General features: G+C 59.8%; 17 protein-coding genes. 9 read left to right on the plus strand and 8 right to left on the minus strand.

The genetic code is table 11. From position 1 onward, the window contains the following. Window positions 1-165 precede the first annotated feature (165 nt). On the plus strand, window positions 166-2,343 hold the full coding sequence (locus HU754_RS00650) for an autotransporter domain-containing protein (protein WP_186620244.1): 2,178 nt from the start codon (window positions 166-168) through the stop codon (window positions 2,341-2,343). A 196-nt stretch (window positions 2,344-2,539) separates the two neighbouring features. Here HU754_RS00650 and oadA read toward each other — a convergent pair whose 3' ends face one another. Next, window positions 2,540-4,348, minus strand: a complete 1,809-nt coding sequence (gene oadA, locus HU754_RS00655; RefSeq protein ID WP_099757556.1) for a sodium-extruding oxaloacetate decarboxylase subunit alpha — start codon at window positions 4,346-4,348, stop codon at window positions 2,540-2,542. 11 nt (window positions 4,349-4,359) lie between these two features. Further along, on the minus strand, window positions 4,360-5,775 hold the full coding sequence (locus HU754_RS00660) for an acetyl-CoA carboxylase biotin carboxylase subunit (RefSeq protein WP_025112637.1): 1,416 nt from the start codon (window positions 5,773-5,775) through the stop codon (window positions 4,360-4,362). A 190-nt stretch (window positions 5,776-5,965) separates the two neighbouring features. On the opposite strand from HU754_RS00660, the gene HU754_RS00665 reads away from it, so the two are divergent. Then, window positions 5,966-6,928, plus strand: a complete 963-nt coding sequence (locus HU754_RS00665; protein ID WP_093429604.1) for a LysR family transcriptional regulator — start codon at window positions 5,966-5,968, stop codon at window positions 6,926-6,928. Here HU754_RS00665 and HU754_RS00670 read toward each other — a convergent pair. The 3 genes from HU754_RS00670 to HU754_RS00680 all read right to left on the minus strand — a co-directional run bounded on the left by HU754_RS00670 (window position 6,870) and on the right by HU754_RS00680 (window position 11,177). After that, on the minus strand, window positions 6,870-7,073 hold the full coding sequence (locus HU754_RS00670) for a PA3496 family putative envelope integrity protein (protein ID WP_095188667.1): 204 nt from the start codon (window positions 7,071-7,073) through the stop codon (window positions 6,870-6,872). The genes HU754_RS00665 and HU754_RS00670 overlap by 59 nt on opposite strands. 239 nt (window positions 7,074-7,312) lie before the next feature. Next, window positions 7,313-8,179: a transcriptional regulator HexR gene (hexR, locus tag HU754_RS00675; protein ID WP_007962240.1), complete on the minus strand. Its 867-nt coding sequence runs from the start codon at window positions 8,177-8,179 to the stop codon at window positions 7,313-7,315. Between the two features lie 127 nt (window positions 8,180-8,306). Continuing rightward, window positions 8,307-11,177, minus strand: a complete 2,871-nt coding sequence (locus tag HU754_RS00680) for a GGDEF domain-containing phosphodiesterase (protein WP_186620245.1) — start codon at window positions 11,175-11,177, stop codon at window positions 8,307-8,309. Between the two features lie 257 nt (window positions 11,178-11,434). On the opposite strand from HU754_RS00680, the gene uvrD reads away from it, so the two are divergent. The 4 genes from uvrD to HU754_RS00700 all read left to right on the plus strand — a co-directional run bounded on the left by uvrD (window position 11,435) and on the right by HU754_RS00700 (window position 15,799). Continuing rightward, window positions 11,435-13,618, plus strand: coding sequence for a DNA helicase II (gene uvrD / locus HU754_RS00685; protein WP_007912069.1), 2,184 nt, complete (start codon window positions 11,435-11,437; stop codon window positions 13,616-13,618). 141 nt (window positions 13,619-13,759) lie between these two features. Continuing rightward, window positions 13,760-14,200, plus strand: coding sequence for an EamA family transporter (locus HU754_RS00690; protein ID WP_016984014.1), 441 nt, complete (start codon window positions 13,760-13,762; stop codon window positions 14,198-14,200). 177 nt (window positions 14,201-14,377) lie between these two features. Next, the gene (locus tag HU754_RS00695) at window positions 14,378-15,253 is read left to right on the plus strand and encodes a Tim44 domain-containing protein (RefSeq protein ID WP_093429599.1); all 876 of its coding nucleotides are present in this window, start codon (window positions 14,378-14,380) and stop codon (window positions 15,251-15,253) included. 138 nt (window positions 15,254-15,391) lie between these two features. Continuing rightward, window positions 15,392-15,799 carry an SMI1/KNR4 family protein gene (locus HU754_RS00700; RefSeq protein ID WP_003187120.1) on the plus strand — a complete coding sequence of 136 codons (408 nt, stop codon included), beginning with the start codon at window positions 15,392-15,394 and terminating at the stop codon, window positions 15,797-15,799. 21 nt (window positions 15,800-15,820) lie between these two features. Here the strand turns inward: HU754_RS00700 and HU754_RS00705 are convergent, their stop codons facing one another. After that, complete coding sequence (locus HU754_RS00705; protein WP_093429598.1) at window positions 15,821-17,584, minus strand: cation:proton antiporter; 1,764 nt, start codon at window positions 17,582-17,584, stop codon at window positions 15,821-15,823. Between the two features lie 279 nt (window positions 17,585-17,863). On the opposite strand from HU754_RS00705, the gene HU754_RS00710 reads away from it, so the two are divergent. After that, entirely contained in the window at window positions 17,864-18,346 is a 483-nt protein-coding gene (locus HU754_RS00710) for an acyl-CoA thioesterase (RefSeq protein ID WP_003229693.1), read from the plus strand. 104 nt (window positions 18,347-18,450) lie between these two features. On the opposite strand, the gene pdxY is transcribed toward HU754_RS00710, so the two are convergent. Next, the gene (gene pdxY / locus HU754_RS00715) at window positions 18,451-19,323 is read right to left on the minus strand and encodes a pyridoxal kinase PdxY (protein WP_007912061.1); all 873 of its coding nucleotides are present in this window, start codon (window positions 19,321-19,323) and stop codon (window positions 18,451-18,453) included. A gap of 117 nt (window positions 19,324-19,440) precedes the next feature. Between pdxY and HU754_RS00720 the strand changes: the two genes are divergently transcribed. Further along, window positions 19,441-19,854 (plus strand): DUF3301 domain-containing protein, encoded by a 414-nt coding sequence (locus HU754_RS00720; RefSeq protein WP_026000521.1) that lies wholly within the window; start codon window positions 19,441-19,443, stop codon window positions 19,852-19,854. A 78-nt stretch (window positions 19,855-19,932) separates the two neighbouring features. Here HU754_RS00720 and HU754_RS00725 read toward each other — a convergent pair whose 3' ends face one another. Then, a complete protein-coding gene (locus HU754_RS00725; protein ID WP_186620246.1) occupies window positions 19,933-20,898 on the minus strand; it encodes a CobW family GTP-binding protein in 966 nt (321 codons plus the stop codon). 29 nt (window positions 20,899-20,927) lie between these two features. Here HU754_RS00725 and HU754_RS00730 point away from each other — a divergent pair, with 29 nt between their 5' ends. Continuing rightward, entirely contained in the window at window positions 20,928-21,284 is a 357-nt protein-coding gene (locus HU754_RS00730; protein WP_186620248.1) for an NADH:ubiquinone oxidoreductase, read from the plus strand. The last annotated feature ends 3 nt before the right edge of the window (window positions 21,285-21,287 follow it).

The raw sequence follows: 21,287 nt of genomic DNA on the forward strand, positions 1-21,287 counted from the left end.
AGGAAAAGGGAACGCTGCAACCGAGTAAAAATCCTGGTTGCGGATCTCGCGGTCATTTTCTACAAAACGATGCGATGTCGCCTGCAAGCCTGCGGGAAGCAGCCGACATCGGATTTTTCAGTGCATCAATAGAGTTGGGTCTCCTGCTAACCGAGGCTCGACTCAATGACCATTCGACACACGTTCAAACCAAAACATCTGGCTTTGGCCATTTCGCTGGCGCTGGGTTGCGTAGCGGTTGCCAACGCTCAGCAACCCTCTGAAGTCGCTGATTCAACCGCAGTAGCGGATGTCACTGAATTGTCCGAAACCAGCCCTAAAAAAATGGCGCTTGAACGACTGAAGGGATTTCTCACCGACCCAAGTACGGTGCCCATCGCATTTAAAACCCCTAAAGAAACGTTTAAAGGTACCGCTGTAAACGATCTGATCACGCTCACGGACGGCGCAAGCTTTACCGGCCTGCTGGATGGTGGCGGGGGAGATAACGTCCTGTTCCTGGATGCAGCGGCAGGCGGCGAGCTGAAAGACACACGTAATTTCAACGGCCTGTTCCTCAGCCGGGGCGATTGGGCGCTGAGTTCCAAGGGAGACTTCAAGGAGGGCGTGCTGGTCAACAGCGGTACCACGTTGACCAACCTGGGGAGCATTAAGGGCGACGTGTATGTCGAGAGCGGTGGCAGCTTTGCCGGTAAAGGTGTGGTGGGAAGCCTGGAGGTCGCCGGCCTGCTCACCGTCAATGAGGTGCTAGGCAGCCCGCGCGTGAAAGGCGACTTGCGCTTGTCCCCGACCGCCGAACTGGCTTACGAGGTCACCCCCGGTGGCAGTCAAACGATCAAGGTTGATGGCACCGCCAAGCTGGAAGGCGCCACCCTGAAAGTCGTTGCGGCTCCGGGAGAATATCCGCAAAGCAGACAGTACAAAATCCTCGAAGCGGGTAAGGTAGAAGGCGAATTCGGTACGGTCGTTAGCGACCTCGCCTTCATGACAGCCACTGCGCAATACAACAAAAAGTCCGTCGGGCTGACTTACGCCCGTAACGGTAAGCCGCTTTCGAGCGCTGCCACGACAGCCAACACTCGTGCCGCTGCCGAGGCCATTGTCGATCCAACAGCACCTGCGCCATCAGTGACAACAACGCCATTGACGGCGTCTGCACCAGCTCCAATTTCTGTTCCTGTCCCGACTTCAGCGCCGACTCCCACTGCAGAGTCCGTCCCATCGCCAATGCCGGACGAACCTCTTACTGCGCAAGTTAACGAGTCCGCCGAACAGCCCGCACCTGCGCCTATAAAACCTGCAAACGCAGCAGTCGCCGCGCTTCTGACCAGCGACAAAACCACCGCACCGGTCGCCCTCGAACAACTCGCCGCCGGCAGCAATGCAAACCTCGCCAAAGCCACGCTGAGCAGCATCACTCCCGTAAGCGCGAGCATGCTTTCGGCCATGCAGCAACTGAACAGCCGTTACGGTTCTGCCTACAGTTCCGGCAACTCGCCGCGTCAGGCCGCCGGCGCTGCCGATTCCGGGCGCGTGTGGATTCAGGCGCTTGGCCATGGTGGCAAAGTCGACCGTAACTTCGACAGCACCCTCAAACACGCTACCCAAGGCCTGGTCATGGGCGCCGACTGGCGGCTCAACGAGCAATGGCATGTCGGCCTGGTCGGCGGTAAATCGCAGACCAGACTCGATGCCCGGCAATACGATGGCGACCTCGACAGCTGGCACCTCGGTGCCTACGCCGCACGTCAGGACGGCCCCTTCTCGCTGCGTCTCGGGGCGACCTACGCCAGTCATGACGGCGCCAGCAAACGTCGCGTGGCCTTCAACGGCTTCAGCGATCGCCTCAAGGGCAATTACGACGCCAACACCCAACAAGCCTTTGCCGAACTGGCGGTCAACATTGGCCGGCACAACGCGACGCTCGAACCGTTCGCCAGCGTCGGCTATCAGCGCTATCAACGCGACAGCTACCGTGAAAACGGCGGGGATGCGGCGCTGAAAGTCTTCGGACAAACCCGCGACAACCTCAGCAGCACCTTTGGCCTGCGCACGGCGAAAATCAATCGGCTGGACAACGGCATGACGCTGACACCGCGATTCAGTGCCGGCTGGAAACACACCTTTGGCGAGATCGAAAGCGACACCCGCCAGCAACTGGTCAAGGGTGGCAAACGCTTTGAAATTGCCGGTGCCGCGCTGGATCGCAACAGCCTGTCGGTGGATGCCGGCCTCGATCTCGGGCTGTCTGCCAATCACACGGTCGGCGTGGGTCTCACGGGTGAAATGGCCACTGACAGCCGAACTCACGGCGTAATGGGCCAATGGCGCATGGCGTTCTGACGGATTGAACATCGTCACTGTGGGAGCGAGCCTGCTCGCGAATGCGATCGGTCAGTTGAATAAATATCGACTGACACTCCTCTTCGCGAGCAGGCTCGCACACATAGGCCTCATGTGATGCAGACAAACTCCGGATGAAAAAAAAGGGGAGCACATGCCCCCCCGAGGTTTAAAACGTTGGATCGCGGCCGTTATCTCAGCCTTCGATTTCGATCAGAATTTCACCCGGATTGACCCGATCACCCTTGGCCACATGAATCGCGGTGACCTTGCCGGCAATCGCAGCCTGGACTTCGGTTTCCATCTTCATCGCTTCAGTGATCAGCACAGCCTGGCCGGCCTTGACGGTGTCGCCCTCCTTGACCAGCACATCGACGATGTTGCCCGGCATGGTGGTGCTGACGTGACCCGGTGCCGACGCCTGCTTGCGTTTGCTGCTGCCTCCACTGACAAATTCGTTGAGCGGTTCGAACACCACTTCTTCCGGCATGCCGTCGATGGACAGGTAGAAGTGACGCTTGCCTTCGGCCTTCACACCGACGCCGGTGATATCGACGCGGTAAGTTTCGCCGTGGACGTCGATGACGAACTCGGTCGGCACGCCTTCGCCGCCCGCCTTGGTCACACCGCCCGCTTCCGGAATCGGCAGCAGCACTTCAGGGGTGAGGGTGCCGGCGGCACGCTCTTCGAGGAATTTGCGACCTATGTCCGGGAACATGGCGAAGGTCAGCACGTCTTCTTCGGACTTGGCCAGTGCGCCGATGTCGGCACGCAATTTGGTCATTTCCGGCTTGAGCAGATCGGCCGGACGCACGTCGATGACTTCTTCACTGCCGATCGCCTGGCGACGCAGCTTCTCGTCGACCACGCCCGGCGCTTTGCCGTAACCGCCTTGCAGATACAGCTTCACTTCGTTGGTGATGGTCTTGTAGCGCTCGCCGGCCAGCACATTGAAGAACGCCTGGGTGCCAACAATCTGCGACGTCGGGGTCACCAGCGGCGGAAAGCCGAGGTCCTCACGCACGCGTGGGATTTCCGCCAGCACTTCGGCCATGCGGTTAAGGGCGCCCTGCTCTTTCAACTGATTGGCAAGGTTGGAGATCATCCCGCCCGGCACTTGGTTGACCTGCACACGGGTGTCGACGGCGGTGAACTCGCTTTCGAACTGGTGGTACTTCTTGCGTACGGCGTAGAAGTACAGACCGATCTCTTGCAGCAGTTCGAGGTTCAGGCCGGTGTCGTACTCGGTGCCCTTGAGCGCTGCAACCATCGACTCGGTGCCCGGGTGGCTGGTGCCCGAAGCGAAGCTGGAGATCGCGGTGTCGATATGATCGGCGCCGTTTTCGATCGCCTTGAGCTGGCACATGGTCGCCAGACCGGCCGTGTCGTGGGAGTGGATGAACACCGGCAGCGATTGCTCGGCTTTCAACGCGCGAACCAGTTCGCCAGTGGCGTACGGAGTCAGCAGGCCGGCCATGTCCTTGATCGCCACCGAGTCGCAACCCATGGCTTCCATCTGCTTGGCCTGAGTGACGAACGCATCGATGGTGTGCACCGGGCTGGTGGTGTAAGCGATGGTGCCCTGGGCATGTTTGCCGGCCGCTTTCACCGCTTCGATCGCCACGCGCAGGTTACGCACGTCGTTCATCGCATCGAAGATGCGGAACACGTCGATGCCGTTTACTGCAGCTTTAGCGACGAAGGCTTTAACCACGTCGTCGCTGTAATGGCGGTAGCCCAGCAGGTTCTGACCGCGCAGAAGCATCTGCAGGCGCGTGTTAGGCAACGCCGCGCGCAGTTGGCGCAGACGCTCCCAAGGGTCTTCTTTCAGGAAGCGTACGCAGGCGTCGAACGTCGCGCCGCCCCAGCACTCCAGCGACCAGTAGCCGACTTTGTCGAGCTTGTCGCAGATCGGCAGCATATCTTCGGTGCGCATGCGGGTGGCGAGCAGCGATTGGTGAGCGTCGCGCAGGATGGTATCGGTGACAAAGATCTTCTTGGACATTGTTGTATTCCTCACAGGCCTGCGTGGGCGGCGATGGCGGCGGCGATGGCCAGGGCCAGCTCTTCGGGTTTGCGCTTGATCGAGTAGTTGGTCAGTTCAGGGTGGCTTTCAACGAAGCTGGTATTGAACTGGCCGCTACGGAATTCCGGGTTGCGCAGGATTTCCTGGTAGTACGCGGCGGTGGTCTTCACACCTTGCAGACGCATGTCGTCGAGGGCACGCAGGCCACGGTCCATCGCCTCTTCCCAGGTCAGCGCCCAGACCACAAGCTTCAGGCACATCGAGTCGTAGAACGGCGGAATGGTGTAGCCGGTATAGATCGCTGTGTCGGTGCGCACACCCGGGCCGCCGGGGGCGTAATAACGGGTGATCTTGCCGAAGCTCGGCAGAAAGTTGTTCTTCGGGTCTTCGGCGTTGATGCGGAACTGCAACGCGAAACCCCGGTGCTGAATGTCTTCCTGCTTCACCGACAACGGCAGACCGGAGGCGATGCGGATCTGTTCGCGGACGATGTCGATCCCGGTGATTTCTTCGGTGATGGTGTGCTCCACCTGCACCCGGGTATTCATCTCCATGAAGTACACCTCGCCCTCGGCGAGCAGGAACTCCACGGTACCGGCGTTCTCGTAACCGACAGCCTTGGCCGCACGCACCGACAGGTCGCCGATGTAGGCGCGCTGTTCCGGGGTCAGTTGCGGACTCGGGGCGATTTCGATGAGTTTCTGGTTGCGGCGCTGGATCGAGCAATCACGCTCGAACAGGTGCACGACATTGCCGAAGCTGTCGCCGAGAATCTGCGCTTCGATGTGCTTGGGGTTAACGATGCATTTTTCCAGAAACACTTCGGCCGAACCGAAGGCCTTGGTCGCTTCGGAAATCACCCGAGGGAAATTCTGTTCGAGTTCTTCGCGGCTGTTGCAGCGACGGATACCGCGACCGCCACCACCGGAAGTGGCTTTGAGCATCACCGGGTAACCGATGCGGTCGCCCTCGGCCAAGGCTTCTTCGATGTCGGCGACGTTACCTTCGGTGCCAGGCGTCACCGGCACACCGGCCTTGATCATGCTGCGCCGGGCTTCGGTCTTGTCGCCCATGCGGCGAATGACTTCCGCCGACGGGCCAATGAATTTGATGCCGCGCTCGGCGCAGATGTCTGCCAGCTCGGCATTTTCCGAAAGGAAACCGTAACCGGGGTGCAACGCATCGCAGCCGGTTTCAACCGCCAGGTTCACCAGCTTGCGCGGGTTCAGGTAACCGGCCAGTGGCTCGGCACCGATGCTGTGGGCCTCGTCCGCGCGTTTCACATGCAGCGCATGGCGGTCGGCGTCGGAAAAAATCGCAACCGAGCGAATGCCCATTTCGGCGCAGGCTCGCACGATTCGTACGGCAATCTCACCACGGTTGGCGATCAGGATCTTTGTTATCACTTGGAGGTTCCCTTGAGCCGGTGGCACCACGACCTGCTAGACCCAGGTCGACGCGTGACCAAATGTTTCAATTTAGTCGCAGGTCCACACTAGCGCTCATGAGGGATTAACAAAAATGAATAAAAATTGGGCTAGCCATAAGTAAAGACTTATAGTTGAACGATCAGCCTGCCATCAGAGCCTATAAGAAATGCGTAAGTCATTGATGCGTATGACATTGCGTCAGTTGCAAATCTTCAACGAAGTGTGTGATTTACGCTCTTACAGCCGCGCAGCCGAGGAAATGTCGCTCACGCAACCGGCCGTCAGCCTACAGATTCGTCAGCTCGAAGAGCTGATCGGGCAGCCATTATTCGATTACGTCGGCAAAAAACTTTACATGACCGAGGCCGCCGAAGCACTTCAGCGCGCCAGCCGGGACATCTTCGGGCGCCTGGAAAACCTCGATATGCAGCTGTCCGACATGCAGGGTTCGCTGCAGGGCCAATTGAAACTGGCGGTGGAGTCCAGCGCCAAATACTTCGTGCCGCACCTGTTCGCCGCGTTCAAGCGTCAGCACCCGGAAGTGAATCTGCAACTGACCGTGGTCAACCGTGGCCAGGTGATTCGCAGGCTGTCCGACAACCGCGACGATCTGGTGATCATGTCGATGGTGCCGCAGGACATGGGTCTGGAATTCCTGCCGTTCCTCAACAACCCGATTGTTGCCGTGGCGCGCCCGGATCACCCGCTGGCACACATGGGCCCGCTGCGGTTGCAGGATCTGGAACCCTACACGCTGCTGATCCGCGAACCCGGCTCGGGCACACGACTGGCCTGCGAAGAGTATTTCAAAGAGAAACGCGTGCACTTCACCCAGACTCAGGAAGTGGCCTCGGCCGAAGCTCAGCGTGAATGTGTTCAGGCGGGTCTGGGCCTGGCGCTGTTGACGCGCCACGCCCTGAACCTGGAGCTGGCGACCGGCGGCCTCGTCGAGTTGCCGGTCGAGGAATTGCCGCTATTCCGTAGCTGGTGTCTGGTGCAAGCCAAGGCCAAACGCTTGTCACCGGTGGCACACGCCTTCCTGGCGTTTATCCGCAGCGAACGGGTGCAGATCAGCGCGCTGGTTGAGCGCTTCGACGGGAAGCTGCGGGTGCTGCCTGCCAATGGTTGATCTCGGGAAAATCGCCGATTTCGGCTTGTAGCTGGCGAAGTTCGAAGCGATCTTCGATAGCGCGGCGAAACTCCATGCGGCGCTGGTCTTCCTGCTGACGACGGGTTTTCGCGGCGCTGTTGCGTTCTTCGTAGGGCTGAGCCATTTCGAGTCTCCCAAGGCGATTACGGGAGTTTCACGATAGGCGGGAGGGATGACGGTTTGGCTGCGCGGGGATGACAGTGCGATGAAACTTGTGCAGGGTTGTGGTGTTTTTGAGGACGCCTTCGCGAGCAGGCTCGCTCCCACATTTGATCTCGGCATGACACAGAATCTGTGTTCACAGGAAATCCCCTGTGGGAGCGAGCCTGCTCGCGATTAAGGTCGGAACGACCTTGGATAACTTCAGTCATCCAGCGCTTTCACGGCTTTCGGCGACAAGCGCAAGCTGCGCAGACTGCGCTTCACGCTCTTCAGGTGATTGACCAGACTCGGCCCACGCGCCATCGCCACGCCCATCGCCAGCACGTCAATCACTACCAGGTGAGCAATACGCGAAGTCAGCGGCGTATAGATTTCGGTGTCTTCGTGCACATCGATTGCCAGATTGACGGTCGACAGTTCGGCCAACGGCGTCTGGCTAGGGCACAGAGTAATCAGCGAAGCGCCGCTCTCACGCACCAGATTGGCGGTAATCAGCAGGTCCTTGGAACGCCCTGACTGGGAAATGCAGATCGCCACATCGGTCGGTTTCAACGTCACCGCCGACATCGCCTGCATGTGCGGATCGGAATACGCCGCCGCCGTCAGCAGCAAACGGAAGAACTTGTGCTGCGCATCCGCCGCCACCGCGCCCGACGCGCCGAAGCCGTAGAACTCGACGCGCTGCGCCTGCGACATCAACGTCACCGCACGCTGCAACTCAACCGGATCGAGCTTCTCGCGAACCTCCATCAAGGTGTGCAATGTGGTGTCGAAAATCTTCAGGCTGTAATCGGCAACCGAGTCGTCTTCATGGATTGCGAACTGACCGAAGCTGGCTCCGGCGGCCAGGCTTTGCGCCAGTTTGAGCTTGAGATCCTGGAAACCGGAGCAACCAATGGCGCGACAGAAGCGCACGATGGTCGGCTCGCTGATGCCAACGCTGTGGGCCAGGTCGGCCATGGAACTGTGCATCACCGCCGCAGGGTCAAGCAGCACGTGGTCGGCGACCTTGAGCTCCGACTTGCGTAACAGGTGACGTGACTGGGCGATGTGTTGCAGCAGATTCAAGGGGCTGGACTCTTCTTATGGGCAAGGATGTAGCACGCTTGTAGTTATACTACATGAATTGGCTTTTTGCCTGCTCAATGCGTAACTCCATGTCCCCATATCAGGCGCGATGGGATGCATGTAGCCCTTAAAGCGGTTTTTCCTGTTCGCGCAAAAGCCCGGCCAGACCGCTCGCCTCCACCGGCCGGCTGATCAGGTAACCCTGCACTTCATCGCAACGCTCGGCGCGTAAAAATTCCAGCTGCTCCTGGCGCTCGACACCTTCGGCGACCACTTTCAGTGACAGCCCATGGGCCATGGCAATGATCGCGCGAGTGATCGCCGCATCTTCACTGCCCTCCCCCAAACCGCGAATGAATGCCTGATCGATCTTCACGTAATCCACCGGAATGCGCTTGAGGTAACTCAGCGACGAATACCCGGTGCCAAAATCATCGATGGCCAGTTTCACCCCCAGATCGCGCAGTTGCTGGAAGGTCGCGATGATGTGCTCGACGCTGTCGAGCAACTGGCTTTCGGTCAGTTCCAGTTCGAGGTAGTGCGGCGCCAGTCCGGTTTCCTCCAGCACCTGCCGCACCAGACTGACCAGTTTGCCCTGACGCAGTTGATGCACCGACAGGTTGACCGAAACACGAATCGGCTCCAGCCCCTGACGCTGCCATTCACAGGCCTGCCAGCACGCCTGACGCAGGACGAATTCGCCGATCGGCCCGATCAGACCGGTTTCCTCGGCCAGCCCGATGAAGTCCCCCGGCGGCACCTGGCCCATGGTTGGATGATCCCAGCGCACCAGTGCCTCTGCCGCATTCAAACGCCCGGTTTGCAGGCACAGCTTCGGTTGATAGAACACTTTCAGCTGCTTGTCTTCGATGGCCTTGCGCAGATGGTTTTCCAGCTGCAAGCGCTCAAGGGTGCTGGCCTGCAGGCTTTCGGTGTAGAACTGGAAGTTATTGCCGCCGAGGTGTTTGGCATGCTGCATGGCCATGTTCGACTGGCTGACCAGTGCGGAGATTTCCCGGGCGGTGTCCGGCAGCATGCTGATGCCCATCGAGGCACTGACCACCAGCTCATGCCCTTCGACCGTCAGTGGCAGGCGCAACTTGCTCGACAGGCGCGTGGCGACCCGGGCCAGACTTGAGAGATTGCCGTAGGCATCGAACAGTACGGCGAACTCGTCACCGGACAAGCGGGCGATGGTATCCGCTTCCGGTAAGGCGTTGACCAGCCGGCGCGCCATTTTCTGCAGTAACTGGTCGGCAATCTCATGGCCGAGACTGTCGTTGAGCAATTTGAAGCGATCCAGATTGATGTGCAGCAACGCCAGGCTGCGCCGGCCCTGACGCGAGCGCTGATGCGCTTCATGCAAACGCTCGCGGAACAGCGAGCGGTTGGCCAACCCGGTGAGCTCGTCGTAATGGGTCAGATAGCGCATGCGCTCTTCGGATTCGCGCCGCGCCGACAAATCGGCGAAGAAGCCGACGATATGGCTGACATTTCCCCGACCATCACGCACTGCATTCAGTTGCAGCCACTGCGGATACAGCTCGCCGTTCTTGCGCGTCTCCACCAGTTCGCCCTGCCAACTGCCGTGTTGCTCAAGTGCATGACGGATGGCGACGTAATGGCGGCGGGCATCACGGCTGCACGGTAGCTCGACGACGTTGCGCCCGAGCATGTCCTCGATGTCGTAACCGGTGACCCGGCTGAACGCCTGATTGATTGCGATCAACGCGTAATTCGGGTCGAGAATCACGATGCCTTCACTGGCCGCTTCGAACACCGTCGCCGCCAGGCGCTGCTGCTCTTCGAGGCTTTTGCTGGCACTGATGTCGCGGCGGGTGCCGACCATGCGGATCACCCGGCCGCTGTCGCTGCGCTCAACGGCGCGGCCACGGTCTTCGATCCACACCCAATGGCCATCGCCGTGACGTACGCGGTATTCGATCTGATAGTCCTCGGTGCGCCCCTTCAAGTGCTCGATCAATGCGTACTTCAGCGTCGGCACATCGTCTGGATGCAGACGTGGCTTGAGGTCGCGCAAAAGTGCCGTGACGTATTCCGGAGCGAGGCCGAACAGTTCCTGAATCTGCGTGTGGTGGACCTCATCGGTTTGCAGGTTCCAGTCCCACAGCCCCAGCTCACTGGCCTTCAGCGCCAGCGCCAGCCGCGCTTCGCTTTTGCTCAGGGCCTGATTGGCCGCGTCCAGTTCAAGGCTGCGCTGGGCCACGCGGTCTTCAAGTTCAACCTGCGCTTCACGCAATTTGCTTTCGGCGCAGCGGCGCTGGTCGATTTCTTTGGCCAGTTCCTGATTGAGCTGTTCGCTGCGCGCCTGCGTCTGTTGCAGGTGTTCGATCAAGCGCTGATTCTGGAAGCGCCGCAGCAAGCCGCGATCGATCAGCCGATTGACCTGCCACGCGACCACGCTCAGCGAGCCGAGCAGGATCAGTCCGAGCCAGCCCCAACCGCGCGCCTGCTCGTCACCGCCCCAGAACAGATAACCGATCGCCGGCAACAGGCAGGGCAAGGTAAACGACAGAAACGCCGGCAGGCTCACCGCGTAGGCGACGCTGGCCGAGAGGGTTGCGGCGCCGATCAGGCCGAACACCCAGGCCTGTTGTATGAAGTTGTCGGCGGGCACCAGGGCGATGCCGGCGCCGGCCAGGGTCAGGCCGGTCATGGTCGAGCCGAGCAGAAACATCCGCCGCCAGATCGGTTGCGCCTGACGATCAGGGATCGCCGAATCGAACGCCGCCACCTGAATCACCCGCAACGCAACCAGCGACAGCAACCACACCAGCCAGACGCTGACCACGAAATAGCGCTGCGGGCTCCAGAGCAAAGCGGCGCAGACCAGACCATTGATCAACATGAACAGCGTGGGCAATAACGAGCCCTGATACAGCAGACGCGTGCGCTCAACCGCCATCTCGACGGCATAGTGCTTGCGGATAACCCGGGGATCCACGGAGGGGCCCGACAGTTCGGAGCTGAGGGTCATGGGCAACGTTCTTGTTCTTATAAGGAGGGCGTGCGCCCGAAACGTGGACGGAGCATACACAAGCCGATCCCGTTGCCAAACTGCTCAAGATCATAAATTCAGCGAAACTTTTCCGTCCTTTGCCACCGGCCAAACCCTGGGAACGCGGCGGGCCAATGCCTGTAGCCAGTGACCGACCGGTCGTCATCGACAGGAGTTTCATCGGCTAATGCAAAGCTCGGTTTGCCCGGGCCTGCGGCGCACCCTAGAATGCCCCGATGCGCGATGATCTCTCCCTTCTGCTGAACTCCCTCAACGATGCCCAACGCCAGGCCGTAGCAGCCCCCGTTGGCCGTCAGTTGGTCCTGGCCGGTGCTGGCTCCGGTAAAACCCGAGTGCTGGTGCACCGTATCGCCTGGTTGATCCAGGTCGAAAACGCCTCGCCCCACTCCATTCTGTCGGTGACCTTCACCAACAAGGCCGCTGCCGAGATGCGTCATCGCATCGAGCAGTTGCTGGGGATCAACCCGGCCGGCATGTGGGTCGGCACTTTCCACGGCCTGGCGCACCGCTTGCTGCGGGCGCACTGGCAGGAAGCCGGACTGAGCCAGACTTTCCAGATTCTCGACAGCGATGACCAGCAACGACTGGTCAAACGGGTGATCCGCGAACTCGGCCTCGACGAGCAACGCTGGCCGGCGCGTCAGGCACAGTGGTTCATCAATGGCCAGAAAGACGAAGGCCTGCGTCCGCAACACATTCAGGCCAGCGGCGATTTGTACCTGGCGACCATGCGCGGCATCTATGAGGCCTATGAGGCGGCGTGTCAGCGTGCCGGCGTCATCGATTTCTCCGAACTGCTGCTGCGTGCCCTCGACCTGTGGCGCGATCACCCGGGCCTGCTGGCGCATTATCAAAAGCGCTTCCGCCATATTCTGGTGGACGAGTTCCAGGATACCAACGCCGTGCAGTACGCCTGGTTGCGCTTGCTTGGCAAGGGTGGCGACAGCCTGATGGTGGTCGGCGACGACGACCAGTCGATCTATGGCTGGCGCGGCGCGAAAATCGAGAACATTCATCAGTATTCTTCCGACTTCGCGGATTCGGTGACCATTCGTCTGGAGCAGAACTACCGCTCCACCGCCGGCATCCTCAAGGCCGCCAACGCCTTGATCGCCAACAATACCGGGCGTCTGGGCAAAGAGCTGTGGACCGACGGCGGCGACGGCGAAGCGATCAATCTGTACGCCGCGTTCAATGAACACGACGAAGCACGCTACGTGGTCGAAACCATCGAAAGCGCGCTGAAAACCGGCTTGGCCCGCAGCGATATCGCGATTCTGTACCGCTCCAACGCCCAATCGCGCGTTCTCGAAGAAGCCTTGCTGCGTGAGCGCATTCCGTACCGCATCTATGGCGGTCAGCGCTTCTTCGAACGTGCCGAAATCAAGAACGCCATGGCCTACCTGCGTTTGCTCGAAGGTCGCGGCAACGATGCAGCGCTGGAACGGGTGATCAACGTGCCGGCCCGAGGCATTGGCGAAAAAACCGTCGAAGCCATCCGCGATCACGCACGCCACAGCGATGTGTCGATGTGGGAAGCGATGCGCCAACTGGTCGCCAATAAAGGCCTGACCGGTCGCGCCGCCGGTGCGCTGGGTGCGTTTATCGAGCTGATCGAGAATCTCGCCGCCAAGTGCATGGAGATGCCGCTGCACCTGATGACGCAAACCGTCATCGAGCAGTCCGGCCTGATCGCTTATCACGAAGCGGAAAAAGGCGAGAAAGGCCAGGCCCGGGTAGAAAACCTTGAGGAACTGGTCAGCGCCGCGCGCAACTTCGAGAACACCGAAGAGGATGAAGAACTGACGCCGCTGGCGGCGTTCCTCGGCCATGCTTCGCTGGAAGCCGGGGACACTCAGGCTGACGAACACGAAGACAGCATTCAGTTGATGACCCTGCACAGCGCCAAAGGCCTGGAATTCCCTTACGTGTTCCTCGTGGGCATGGAAGAAGGCCTGTTCCCGCACAAGATGAGCCTGGAAGAACCGGGGCGTCTCGAAGAAGAGCGGCGTCTGGCTTACGTGGGGATTACCCGGGCGATGCAGAATCTGGTGATGACCTATGCTGAAACCCGACGCCTGTACGGCAGCGAGACCTACAACAAGGTTTCGCGCTTTGTGCGCGAAGTACCGAAAGGCCTGATTCAGGAAGTGCGCTTGTCGAACAGCGTCAGCCGACCCTTCGGCGGCAATCAGTCGATGAGCGGAAGCAATCTGTTCAGCGGCAGCGAGATTCCGGAAACGGGTTTCAGCCTCGGTCAGGCGGTACGCCATTCGATCTTTGGTGACGGCGTGATCCTCAACTTCGAAGGCGCCGGCGCCCAGGCACGGGTGCAGGTGAATTTCAGCGAAGGCAGCAAATGGCTGATGCTCGGTTACGCCAAGCTGGAAGCGATCTGACGCCGATTTCGCTTTTCTGTGGGAGCGAGCCTGCTCGCGAATGAAATCACCGCGGTTGATCTGATAAACCGTGGTGCGGCATTCGCGAGCAAGCTCGCTCCCACAGGATCTGGGTCGGCAGGTTGATAAAAGGACATTTCCATGGGCTCAGGCTTCTTTTCTTCTTGGACATTCTGGGCCCTGCTCTCGGCGACTTTCGCCGCATTGACGGCGATCTTCGCCAAAGTCGGCATCGAAAACGTCAATTCCGACTTCGCCACCCTGCTGCGCACCATCGTGGTACTCGTCAGCCTGGCCTTGATTTTGTACGCGACGGGCCAATATCAATCTTTGGGATCGATCTCTGCGAAGAGTTATCTGTTCCTGCTGCTGTCTGGCCTGGGAACCGGTGCGTCGTGGCTGTGCTATTTCCGCGCGCTGAAAGTCGGTCCGGCCTCGCTGGTCGCGCCAGTGGACAAACTCAGCGTGGTGCTGGTGGCAGTGCTCGGCGTGATCCTGCTGGGCGAGAAACTCGACCTGCGCCAATGGGGCGGCATCGGCCTGATCACCGCAGGTGTGGTGATGCTCGCTTTTCGTCGCTAAACGAGCTTTCTCACTGAACCTGTCCCGATTTCCTACAACCAAAAGTACATGGCCTTATTGTCCCGACCGAGCTGAACGTAACCTGTCAGGCAAAAGCCCGAAACACTCTCTCGCTAGCCAGTAACACTTCAGCTGTGCAACATGGCGCGCGTGTCTCCACAAACGGGAATTCCCTTTATGAAACGTTTTCTTAGCATCGCCATGGCGTTGTGCATCGGCCTGACGATGAGCCTCGACGCCAACGCCAAGCGCTTTGGTGGTGGCAAAAGCGCCGGCGCTGCGCCGACGCACCAGACCAGCCAGATGGCTCCTTCTTCTCCAGGTGTCGGCGGCGCTGCGGCGACCGCAGGTGCTGCCGGTGCCGCAGGCGCTGCCGCCAAGGCCGGCGGTGCTTCGAAATGGCTCGGCCCTCTGGCCGGTATCGCCGCCGGTGGCCTGCTCGCTTCCATGTTCATGGGCGGCGGTTTCCAGGGCATGCAGATCTTCGACATCCTGATCATGGCCGTGATCGCGTTCGTGATCTTCCGCTTCATCGCCGCGCGTCGACGCAAGCAGCAGGAGCAGTTCGCTCCGGCCGGCGCGCCGATGCAGCGTGAAGTGTTCGAGCAGAAGCCTGCCGCCATGGGTTCGATCTTCGGTGGTTCGGCCGCACCCGCCGCCGCTCGTCCGGTGATCAACGCGCCAGCCTGGTTCAATGAGCATAACTTCCTTGAAGCTGCCCGCAGCCACTTCCAGGCGCTGCAGCAGCACTGGGACGCCAACGAGATGGACAAGATCGCCGAGTTCGTGACCCCGCAAATGCTCGAGTTCCTCAAGCGTGAGCGTGCGGATCTGGGCGATGCGTTCCAGTCGACCTACATCGACAACCTCCAGGTTCAACTGGATGGTGTGGATGACCGCGCCGACAAGACCATCGCCACCCTGACATTCAGCGGTGTGTCGAAGACCTCGCGTTTCGACCAGGGCGAAGTGTTCAGCGAAAGCTGGAACATGGAACGTCCGCAGGGCGAGAACCAGCCTTGGCTGGTTGCCGGTATCCGCCAGAACGGCTGATCCCTTCCAGGCGTCACTTGCCGTAATAAAAAACCCCAGCCTCGGCTGGGGTTTTCTATTTCGCGGTTGCATCTATAGCGAGCTACTGTATAAACCGGCCCATATAAACCGCGCCATTCAAGCAAGAGGATCCCGGACGTGGAAGAAATCATCGAACAACTGCGTGAAGCCAACGAACCCGTGCCGGTTCCATTGGAGTTGCCTGACGAAGATCTGCTGGTCGAAATCGAAGAACAGCTGTTCATCGACATTCCGTTTGTCTTCAGAGAGTTTTTGCTGACCGTCAGCGATGTGGTGTACGGCAGCCTCGAGCCGGTGACCGTTACCGATCCACAATCCCACACCTACTTGCCGGATGTTGCCGCCAACGCCTGGGATGCCGGTGTTGATCGCAGCCTGATTCCAATCTGTCAGGACGGCGATGACTACTACTGTGTCGAAGAGGATGGCACGGTGGTGTTGTGGCAGGCCGAAGAAGAGTTGATTGCCGAGGAAACCTGGGAATCGGTATGGCACTGGGCGCGGGACGTCTGGCTGGAAAGCTGATCGGCCAGCCGCCCCGCATGGTCAATGCCCCGACGACTCCTTATGGTTGTCGAGGGTTTCCAGCAGCGCCACCTGCATCCGCGTGTGCACGCGGATGAACCAGCGCCAGAGCAGCGCCGCCACGGCCGCCGCCACCACGGCGATCAGTACCAGCAACTTGTTGGTCGGCAAGATACTGGCCGACAAGGCTGCCAGCAGCAGGAAAATCACCAGCAGCGAGAGAATCGGGATCACTTCGGAGATCACCCGGCGCACTCGCTGTGTGTGACGCCCGGCCATCTCGGGCTTCACACCCATCTCCGCCAGCAGCATCGACAACGCCTTGAGCTTGCGATAAGCGGCGATCAGAAACGGCAACGACACCAACAATGCCCCGCCCCAGATCAACGCCTTCTGCCAGCTCGGATCGCTGATCCAGTCTTGCAGCCACAGCGAGATGCGTTCAGCGAAATACGCGCCGGCGAAGAAGATCGCAATCACCAGCGCCAGGTTGACGCCGACTTGCAGCAAGATCTTGCGAATGATTGACGCCAGCATCGCACCCTCGCCTTGCGGCTGAATGCTGCGCAGCCATTCGCCATACATGCCCAGCACGCGGCCGAGAGGCTTGGGCACAGCCGCGGACAACTTGATCGACAGCGGATCAGCCGCGCGGATCAGATACGGCGTCAGCAAAGTGGTAATCACCGACACCGCCACGGCGACCGGGTAGAGGAAGTTACTGGTCACCTGCAACGTCATCCCGAGAGCGGCGATGATGAAGGAAAATTCACCAATCTGTGACAGCCCCATCCCCACTCGCAGTGAGGTACGTCCGTCATTGCCCGCGATAAACGCTCCGAGACCGCAGGACAACATCTTGCCGAGTACAACGGCTACGGTGATCACCGCAATCGGCCACGCGTATTCGAGCAGAATCATCGGATCGAGCATCAGCCCGATAGCGACAAAGAAGATCGCGCTGAACAGGTCGCGAACCGGCTCGATCAGACGCTCGATTTTTAGCAGTTGTCGCGACTCGGCCATGATCGCGCCGATCAGGAACGCACCGAGTACCATGCTGTATTCGAGTTTGACTACCAGCAGGCAGAAGCCGAAACACAGGCCGAGCACGGTGATCAGCAGCATCTCGTTGCTTTCGAATTTGGCCACATAGGCCAGCAATCGCGGCACCAGCAGAATGCCGATGACCAGCGCGACAATCATGAACAGCGACAGTTTGCCAACCGTGGAAAACACTTCTCCGGAACTGACCGTGCCGCTGACGGCGATGCTTGAAAGCAGTGCGATGATGCCGATGCCGAGGATGTCTTCGACGATCAGCACGCCGAAGATCAACTGCGCAAAGCGCTCGTTTTTCATCTTCAGATCATTGAGGGCCTTGACGATGATGGTGGTCGAGGAGATCGCAAGAATCGCGCCGAGGAACAGCGAGTCCATGGTGTTCCAGTCGAACCAGCGGCCGATTTCATAGCCGATCCAGATCATCAGGACGATCTCGAGGAACGCCGCAATAAACGCCGTGGCGCCGACCTTGAACAGCTTGCGCAGGCTGAACTCCAGGCCGAGGCAGAACATCAGGAAAATCACCCCCAGCTCGGCGAGGGTCTTGATGGTGTCTTCGTCGTGAATCAGGCCGAACGGCGGGGTGTGCGGGCCGATGATGAAGCCGGCGACGATGTAGCCGAGCACCACCGGCTGTTTGAAGCGATGAAACAACACGGTCACCACACCTGCGACCAACATGATCACCGCCAGATCCTGAATAAAGCTGATGGCATGCATGGCGTGGGCTCCTTGAATGACGAGGCTCGCCGGCAGACGTCAGAAAGGTCTGGGCGAGCGTAGTAAAAGTCCGCTTTTCGTGTGGGAATTGCCTTTGTAAGGGGCTTTTGCAGGTTAACACCGCGACTTGCGGCTGGAAGGCGGTGCAATATATGGAAACAGATCGATTCCGGCGTGACGGCGGCCAGTCGCCCGGCGTCCCGATAACGGTGCTTTTGAAAAGCGACCAGGCACCCGCAGAGGTGCTTCCAGCAATCAGCCTTGATCCGTGAGAACGTTATGGAACCCGGAAACGCCCAGCTGTCGATGACGGTACTGATGACCCCCGACATGGCCAACTTCTCTGGCAATGTCCACGGTGGCACCCTGCTCAAATACCTCGACGAAGTGGCCTACGCCTGCGCGAGCCGTTATGCCGGTCGCTACGTGGTGACGCTGTCGGTGGATCAGGTGATTTTTCGCGAGCCGATCCATGTCGGCGAACTGGTGACCTTCCTCGCGTCGGTCAACTACACCGGCAACACCTCAATGGAAGTCGGTATCAAAGTCGTTACCGAGAACATCCGCGAGCGCTCGGTGCGCCACACCAACAGCTGCTTCTTCACCATGGTCGCGGTGGATGACCAGCGTAAGCCGGCCGCCGTGCCGCCGCTGCAACCGCAGAACAGTGAAGACAAGCGTCGTTATATGCAGGCGCAGCAGCGTCGGCAGATTCGTCAGGAGCTGGAGAAGCGCTATCAGGAGATCAAGGGCGACGCCTGAGATTTGTAGCGTTAGGAAATCGCTATCGCGAGCAGGCTCACTCCTACATTGGAATTCGTTTCCCTGTAGGAGTGAGCCTGCTCGCGATTGGATTCAACGCGGTCTTACAGACTGATCGCCGTCGCCTCGAACTTCACCCGCGGATGCGCAATGCGATCCTGCGCCCGCACCAGCTGCAGCTCATAGCTGGCGCAGGCTTGAGTTTCCAGTAGCACCTCATGCACCGCCGCCGCGGTGAATTCGAACGCCGCCACCAGACTGTCACCCAGCAGCACCCGCGCCAGGAACAGGCCGGATGTCAGATCGCCCACACCCACTGGCTGACGCGGGAACGCCAGCAACGGACGGCGCAGATGCCAGCTGCCTTCAGCCGTCACCAGTAGCATTTCAAAGCCATCGGCCGGTTTGCCCGGATAATCCAGATGCTTGACCAGTACTGCTTTCGGCCCGCGCGCCAGCAAGGCCCGCGCCATTGCCAGGCAATCGAACAGCGACTGCGGCTTGCGCCCGGAGAAGCTGTCCAGCTCCAACTGGTTTGGACACATGATGTCCGCCACGGCCGCCGCCTCTTCCAGCAGAAAATCGCTGACCTCGGTCGGCACGCTGCAGCCCTTCTCCGGATGGCCCATCACCGGATCGCACAGATACAGCGCCTTCGGATTGACCGATTTGATGCGCTCGACGCCGCTGAGAATCGCCCGGCCCTGCGCCGCGCTGCCGAGGTAACCGGACAGCACCGCATCGCAATTGCCCAGCTCGCCAATCGCAGCAATCCCTTCGACCAGCTCGGGAATCTGTTGCGGCGCCAGCACTTCGCCGGCCCACTGACCGTACTGGGTGTGGTTGGAAAACTGCACGGTGTTGAGCGGCCAGACATTAACCCCGACCCGCTGCATCGGAAAAACCGCGGCGCTGTTGCCGGCGTGGCCGAACACCACATGGGACTGAATGGCGAGCAGATGAGGCGTACGTTTCATTCGGGTCATTCCGTAAAACGATTGAAATTCAAGCCGCGCAGTATGCGACGAAACGCAGCCTGTACGACAGACCAGCGACGCAGTTAAGCTGACGCTATCTTTTGGAGTTCGATGTTGATGCTGACCCTGGAAAACATCTTCGTGCTGATACTGTTCGCCGCTGCCGGCGCGTGGTTATGGCATAACCACGGCTTGCGCGAGCGCGCGCTGGAGCGGGTCAAACAGCATTGCCTGAACGTACGGGTCGAGTTGCTCGACGGCAACGTTGCCCTGAAGAAGATCGGTTTCATCAAGGACGCCAACGGTCGCCGACGACTGGCGCGGGTGTACAACTTTGAATTCACCGTGACCGGCGAAACCCGGCATAACGGCACCATCACCCAGTTTGGCGCGCACAGTGCGCAGATCGAACTGGCGCCCTACCCGGCACCGTTCGACGACACGCCGCCAGTAGTGGAAGTGCACAAGCCGCGGGCGGAAGTGATCGAGTTGAGCCAGTGGCGGCAAGAACATACGAAGTGGAAACCGTAAAAATCGCAGCCTTCGACAGCTTCTAAAGGGTGCACAAAAATCCCATGTAGGAGCTGCCGAAGGCTGCGATCTTTTGATCTAACCCTCCCGACACCCCAATAGCTCCCGCTGCAACACTTCAACACTCTGTGCCTCAGCGAAGATCAGCTCGAGTCGCGAATCTTTTCGCCATTCGCTGGCTTGCCAGATCAGTTCGGCATTATTCAAAGCATTAGCCGACACCCAACCCTCCGAGCTGTGGATAACCAGTTTCGCCCGCTGCCAATTGAGGCTGGCTAGCCAGTCAGCAATGTGCCGCTTGTCGAACGTCTGTCCCGGATGCCAACGCCAACCAATACTCCAGCCTTCCTCCTGCGCCTGACTCAGGCAAATCGGCAGCGTCGGATCAGTCCAGACGGCCGGCATTTGTCCTAATCCCTTGGGTACGGCCAAATTATCCACACCGTTGACCGCTTTTGCGGCTAGGCCCGGCAGTTCGCCCAGGCTTAGTTGCGCCTCTTGAGTCCAGACCAACGGCACTGCCGGCAACTGGCTGGCGATTTTTTCTCTGGCCCTGTCATCAAGGTTTTCAGCCTTGTTCAACAACAGCAGGCCAGCGGCTTCCAAGGCTTCTTGTTGCGCTACCGGCAAGGCTTTCCCTGCCTGCAGCGCTTGAGCATCCAGCACCAGCACACACGGCTGCACCGCCAGCACACCTCGCCACGGCGCCTCTTTCAACTGGCTAATCAGCTGCGCCGGATGCCCCAGCCCGGACGGTTCGATAAACAACCGATCCGGCTTCGCCTTGCGCAGCAACCGCCCCAGGCCAATCTGAAACGGCGCGCCGTTGACGCAACACAGGCAGCCGCCGGCCACTTCGCCCAGTGCGATACCCTCGGCGTCACTCGTCAACAGGGCGGCGTCGAGGCCGATCTGGCCGAACTCGTTGATCAATACCGCCCAACGTTCGCCTTCCGGGCGCTGGGCCATGAGCTGGCGAATCAGGCTGGTCTTGCCGGCGCCCAAAGGGCCAGCAATGACATGGGTAGGAATGTTCTGCAACATGGCCGGGAGATTTCTTGGGAGATTCAAAGATGCGTTGGAGGGGATGGTCGTTGCTGTTGGCGCTACTGTCGAGTGAAGCATGGGCCCAGGCCTGCGTGGTGCACAGTCAGGGCGAGCGGCTCGACGTCAAAGTCTGTCAGCAGAACCGCAATATCCCAGAGAAACTGTTCAACGACGGTTTCTGCCAGCCGAAGCTGGCCGGACAGAAAGTCAAAGTGCAGTACGTCGACCAGTGCCCGAGCGGTGCATTTGGCGTATGCAGCAACGCACAAGTCGCCAATATGCCCTATCGCCAGGATATCCACTATTACGGCGTGGCCACGGATGCGGCGTATCTGCAACCGTACTGCGAAGGCCTGAGCCAGGGTAAGTGGCTCAAGCCTTGAGGC

The sequence above is a fragment of the Pseudomonas zeae genome (assembly GCF_014268485.2).
GTDB classification, from domain to species: domain Bacteria; phylum Pseudomonadota; class Gammaproteobacteria; order Pseudomonadales; family Pseudomonadaceae; genus Aquipseudomonas; species Aquipseudomonas neuropathica.

Bases quoted from the DNA above. Each gene is read 5' to 3' on its own strand.
- HU754_RS00650 (WP_186620244.1), top strand. From the start codon at position 166: ATGACCATTCGACACACGTTCAAACCAAAACATCTGGCTTTGGCCATT.
- oadA (WP_099757556.1), bottom strand. From the start codon at position 4,348: ATGTCCAAGAAGATCTTTGTCACCGATACCATCCTGCGCGACGCTCAC.
- HU754_RS00665 (WP_093429604.1), top strand. From the start codon at position 5,966: ATGCGTAAGTCATTGATGCGTATGACATTGCGTCAGTTGCAAATCTTC.
- HU754_RS00670 (WP_095188667.1), bottom strand. From the start codon at position 7,073: ATGGCTCAGCCCTACGAAGAACGCAACAGCGCCGCGAAAACCCGTCGT.
- HU754_RS00680 (WP_186620245.1), bottom strand. From the start codon at position 11,177: ATGACCCTCAGCTCCGAACTGTCGGGCCCCTCCGTGGATCCCCGGGTT.
- uvrD (WP_007912069.1), top strand. From the start codon at position 11,435: ATGCGCGATGATCTCTCCCTTCTGCTGAACTCCCTCAACGATGCCCAA.
- HU754_RS00690 (WP_016984014.1), top strand. From the start codon at position 13,760: ATGGGCTCAGGCTTCTTTTCTTCTTGGACATTCTGGGCCCTGCTCTCG.
- HU754_RS00695 (WP_093429599.1), top strand. From the start codon at position 14,378: ATGAAACGTTTTCTTAGCATCGCCATGGCGTTGTGCATCGGCCTGACG.
- HU754_RS00705 (WP_093429598.1), bottom strand. From the start codon at position 17,584: ATGCATGCCATCAGCTTTATTCAGGATCTGGCGGTGATCATGTTGGTC.
- HU754_RS00710 (WP_003229693.1), top strand. From the start codon at position 17,864: ATGGAACCCGGAAACGCCCAGCTGTCGATGACGGTACTGATGACCCCC.
- pdxY (WP_007912061.1), bottom strand. From the start codon at position 19,323: ATGAAACGTACGCCTCATCTGCTCGCCATTCAGTCCCATGTGGTGTTC.
- HU754_RS00720 (WP_026000521.1), top strand. From the start codon at position 19,441: ATGCTGACCCTGGAAAACATCTTCGTGCTGATACTGTTCGCCGCTGCC.
- HU754_RS00725 (WP_186620246.1), bottom strand. From the start codon at position 20,898: ATGTTGCAGAACATTCCTACCCATGTCATTGCTGGCCCTTTGGGCGCC.
- HU754_RS00730 (WP_186620248.1), top strand. From the start codon at position 20,928: ATGCGTTGGAGGGGATGGTCGTTGCTGTTGGCGCTACTGTCGAGTGAA.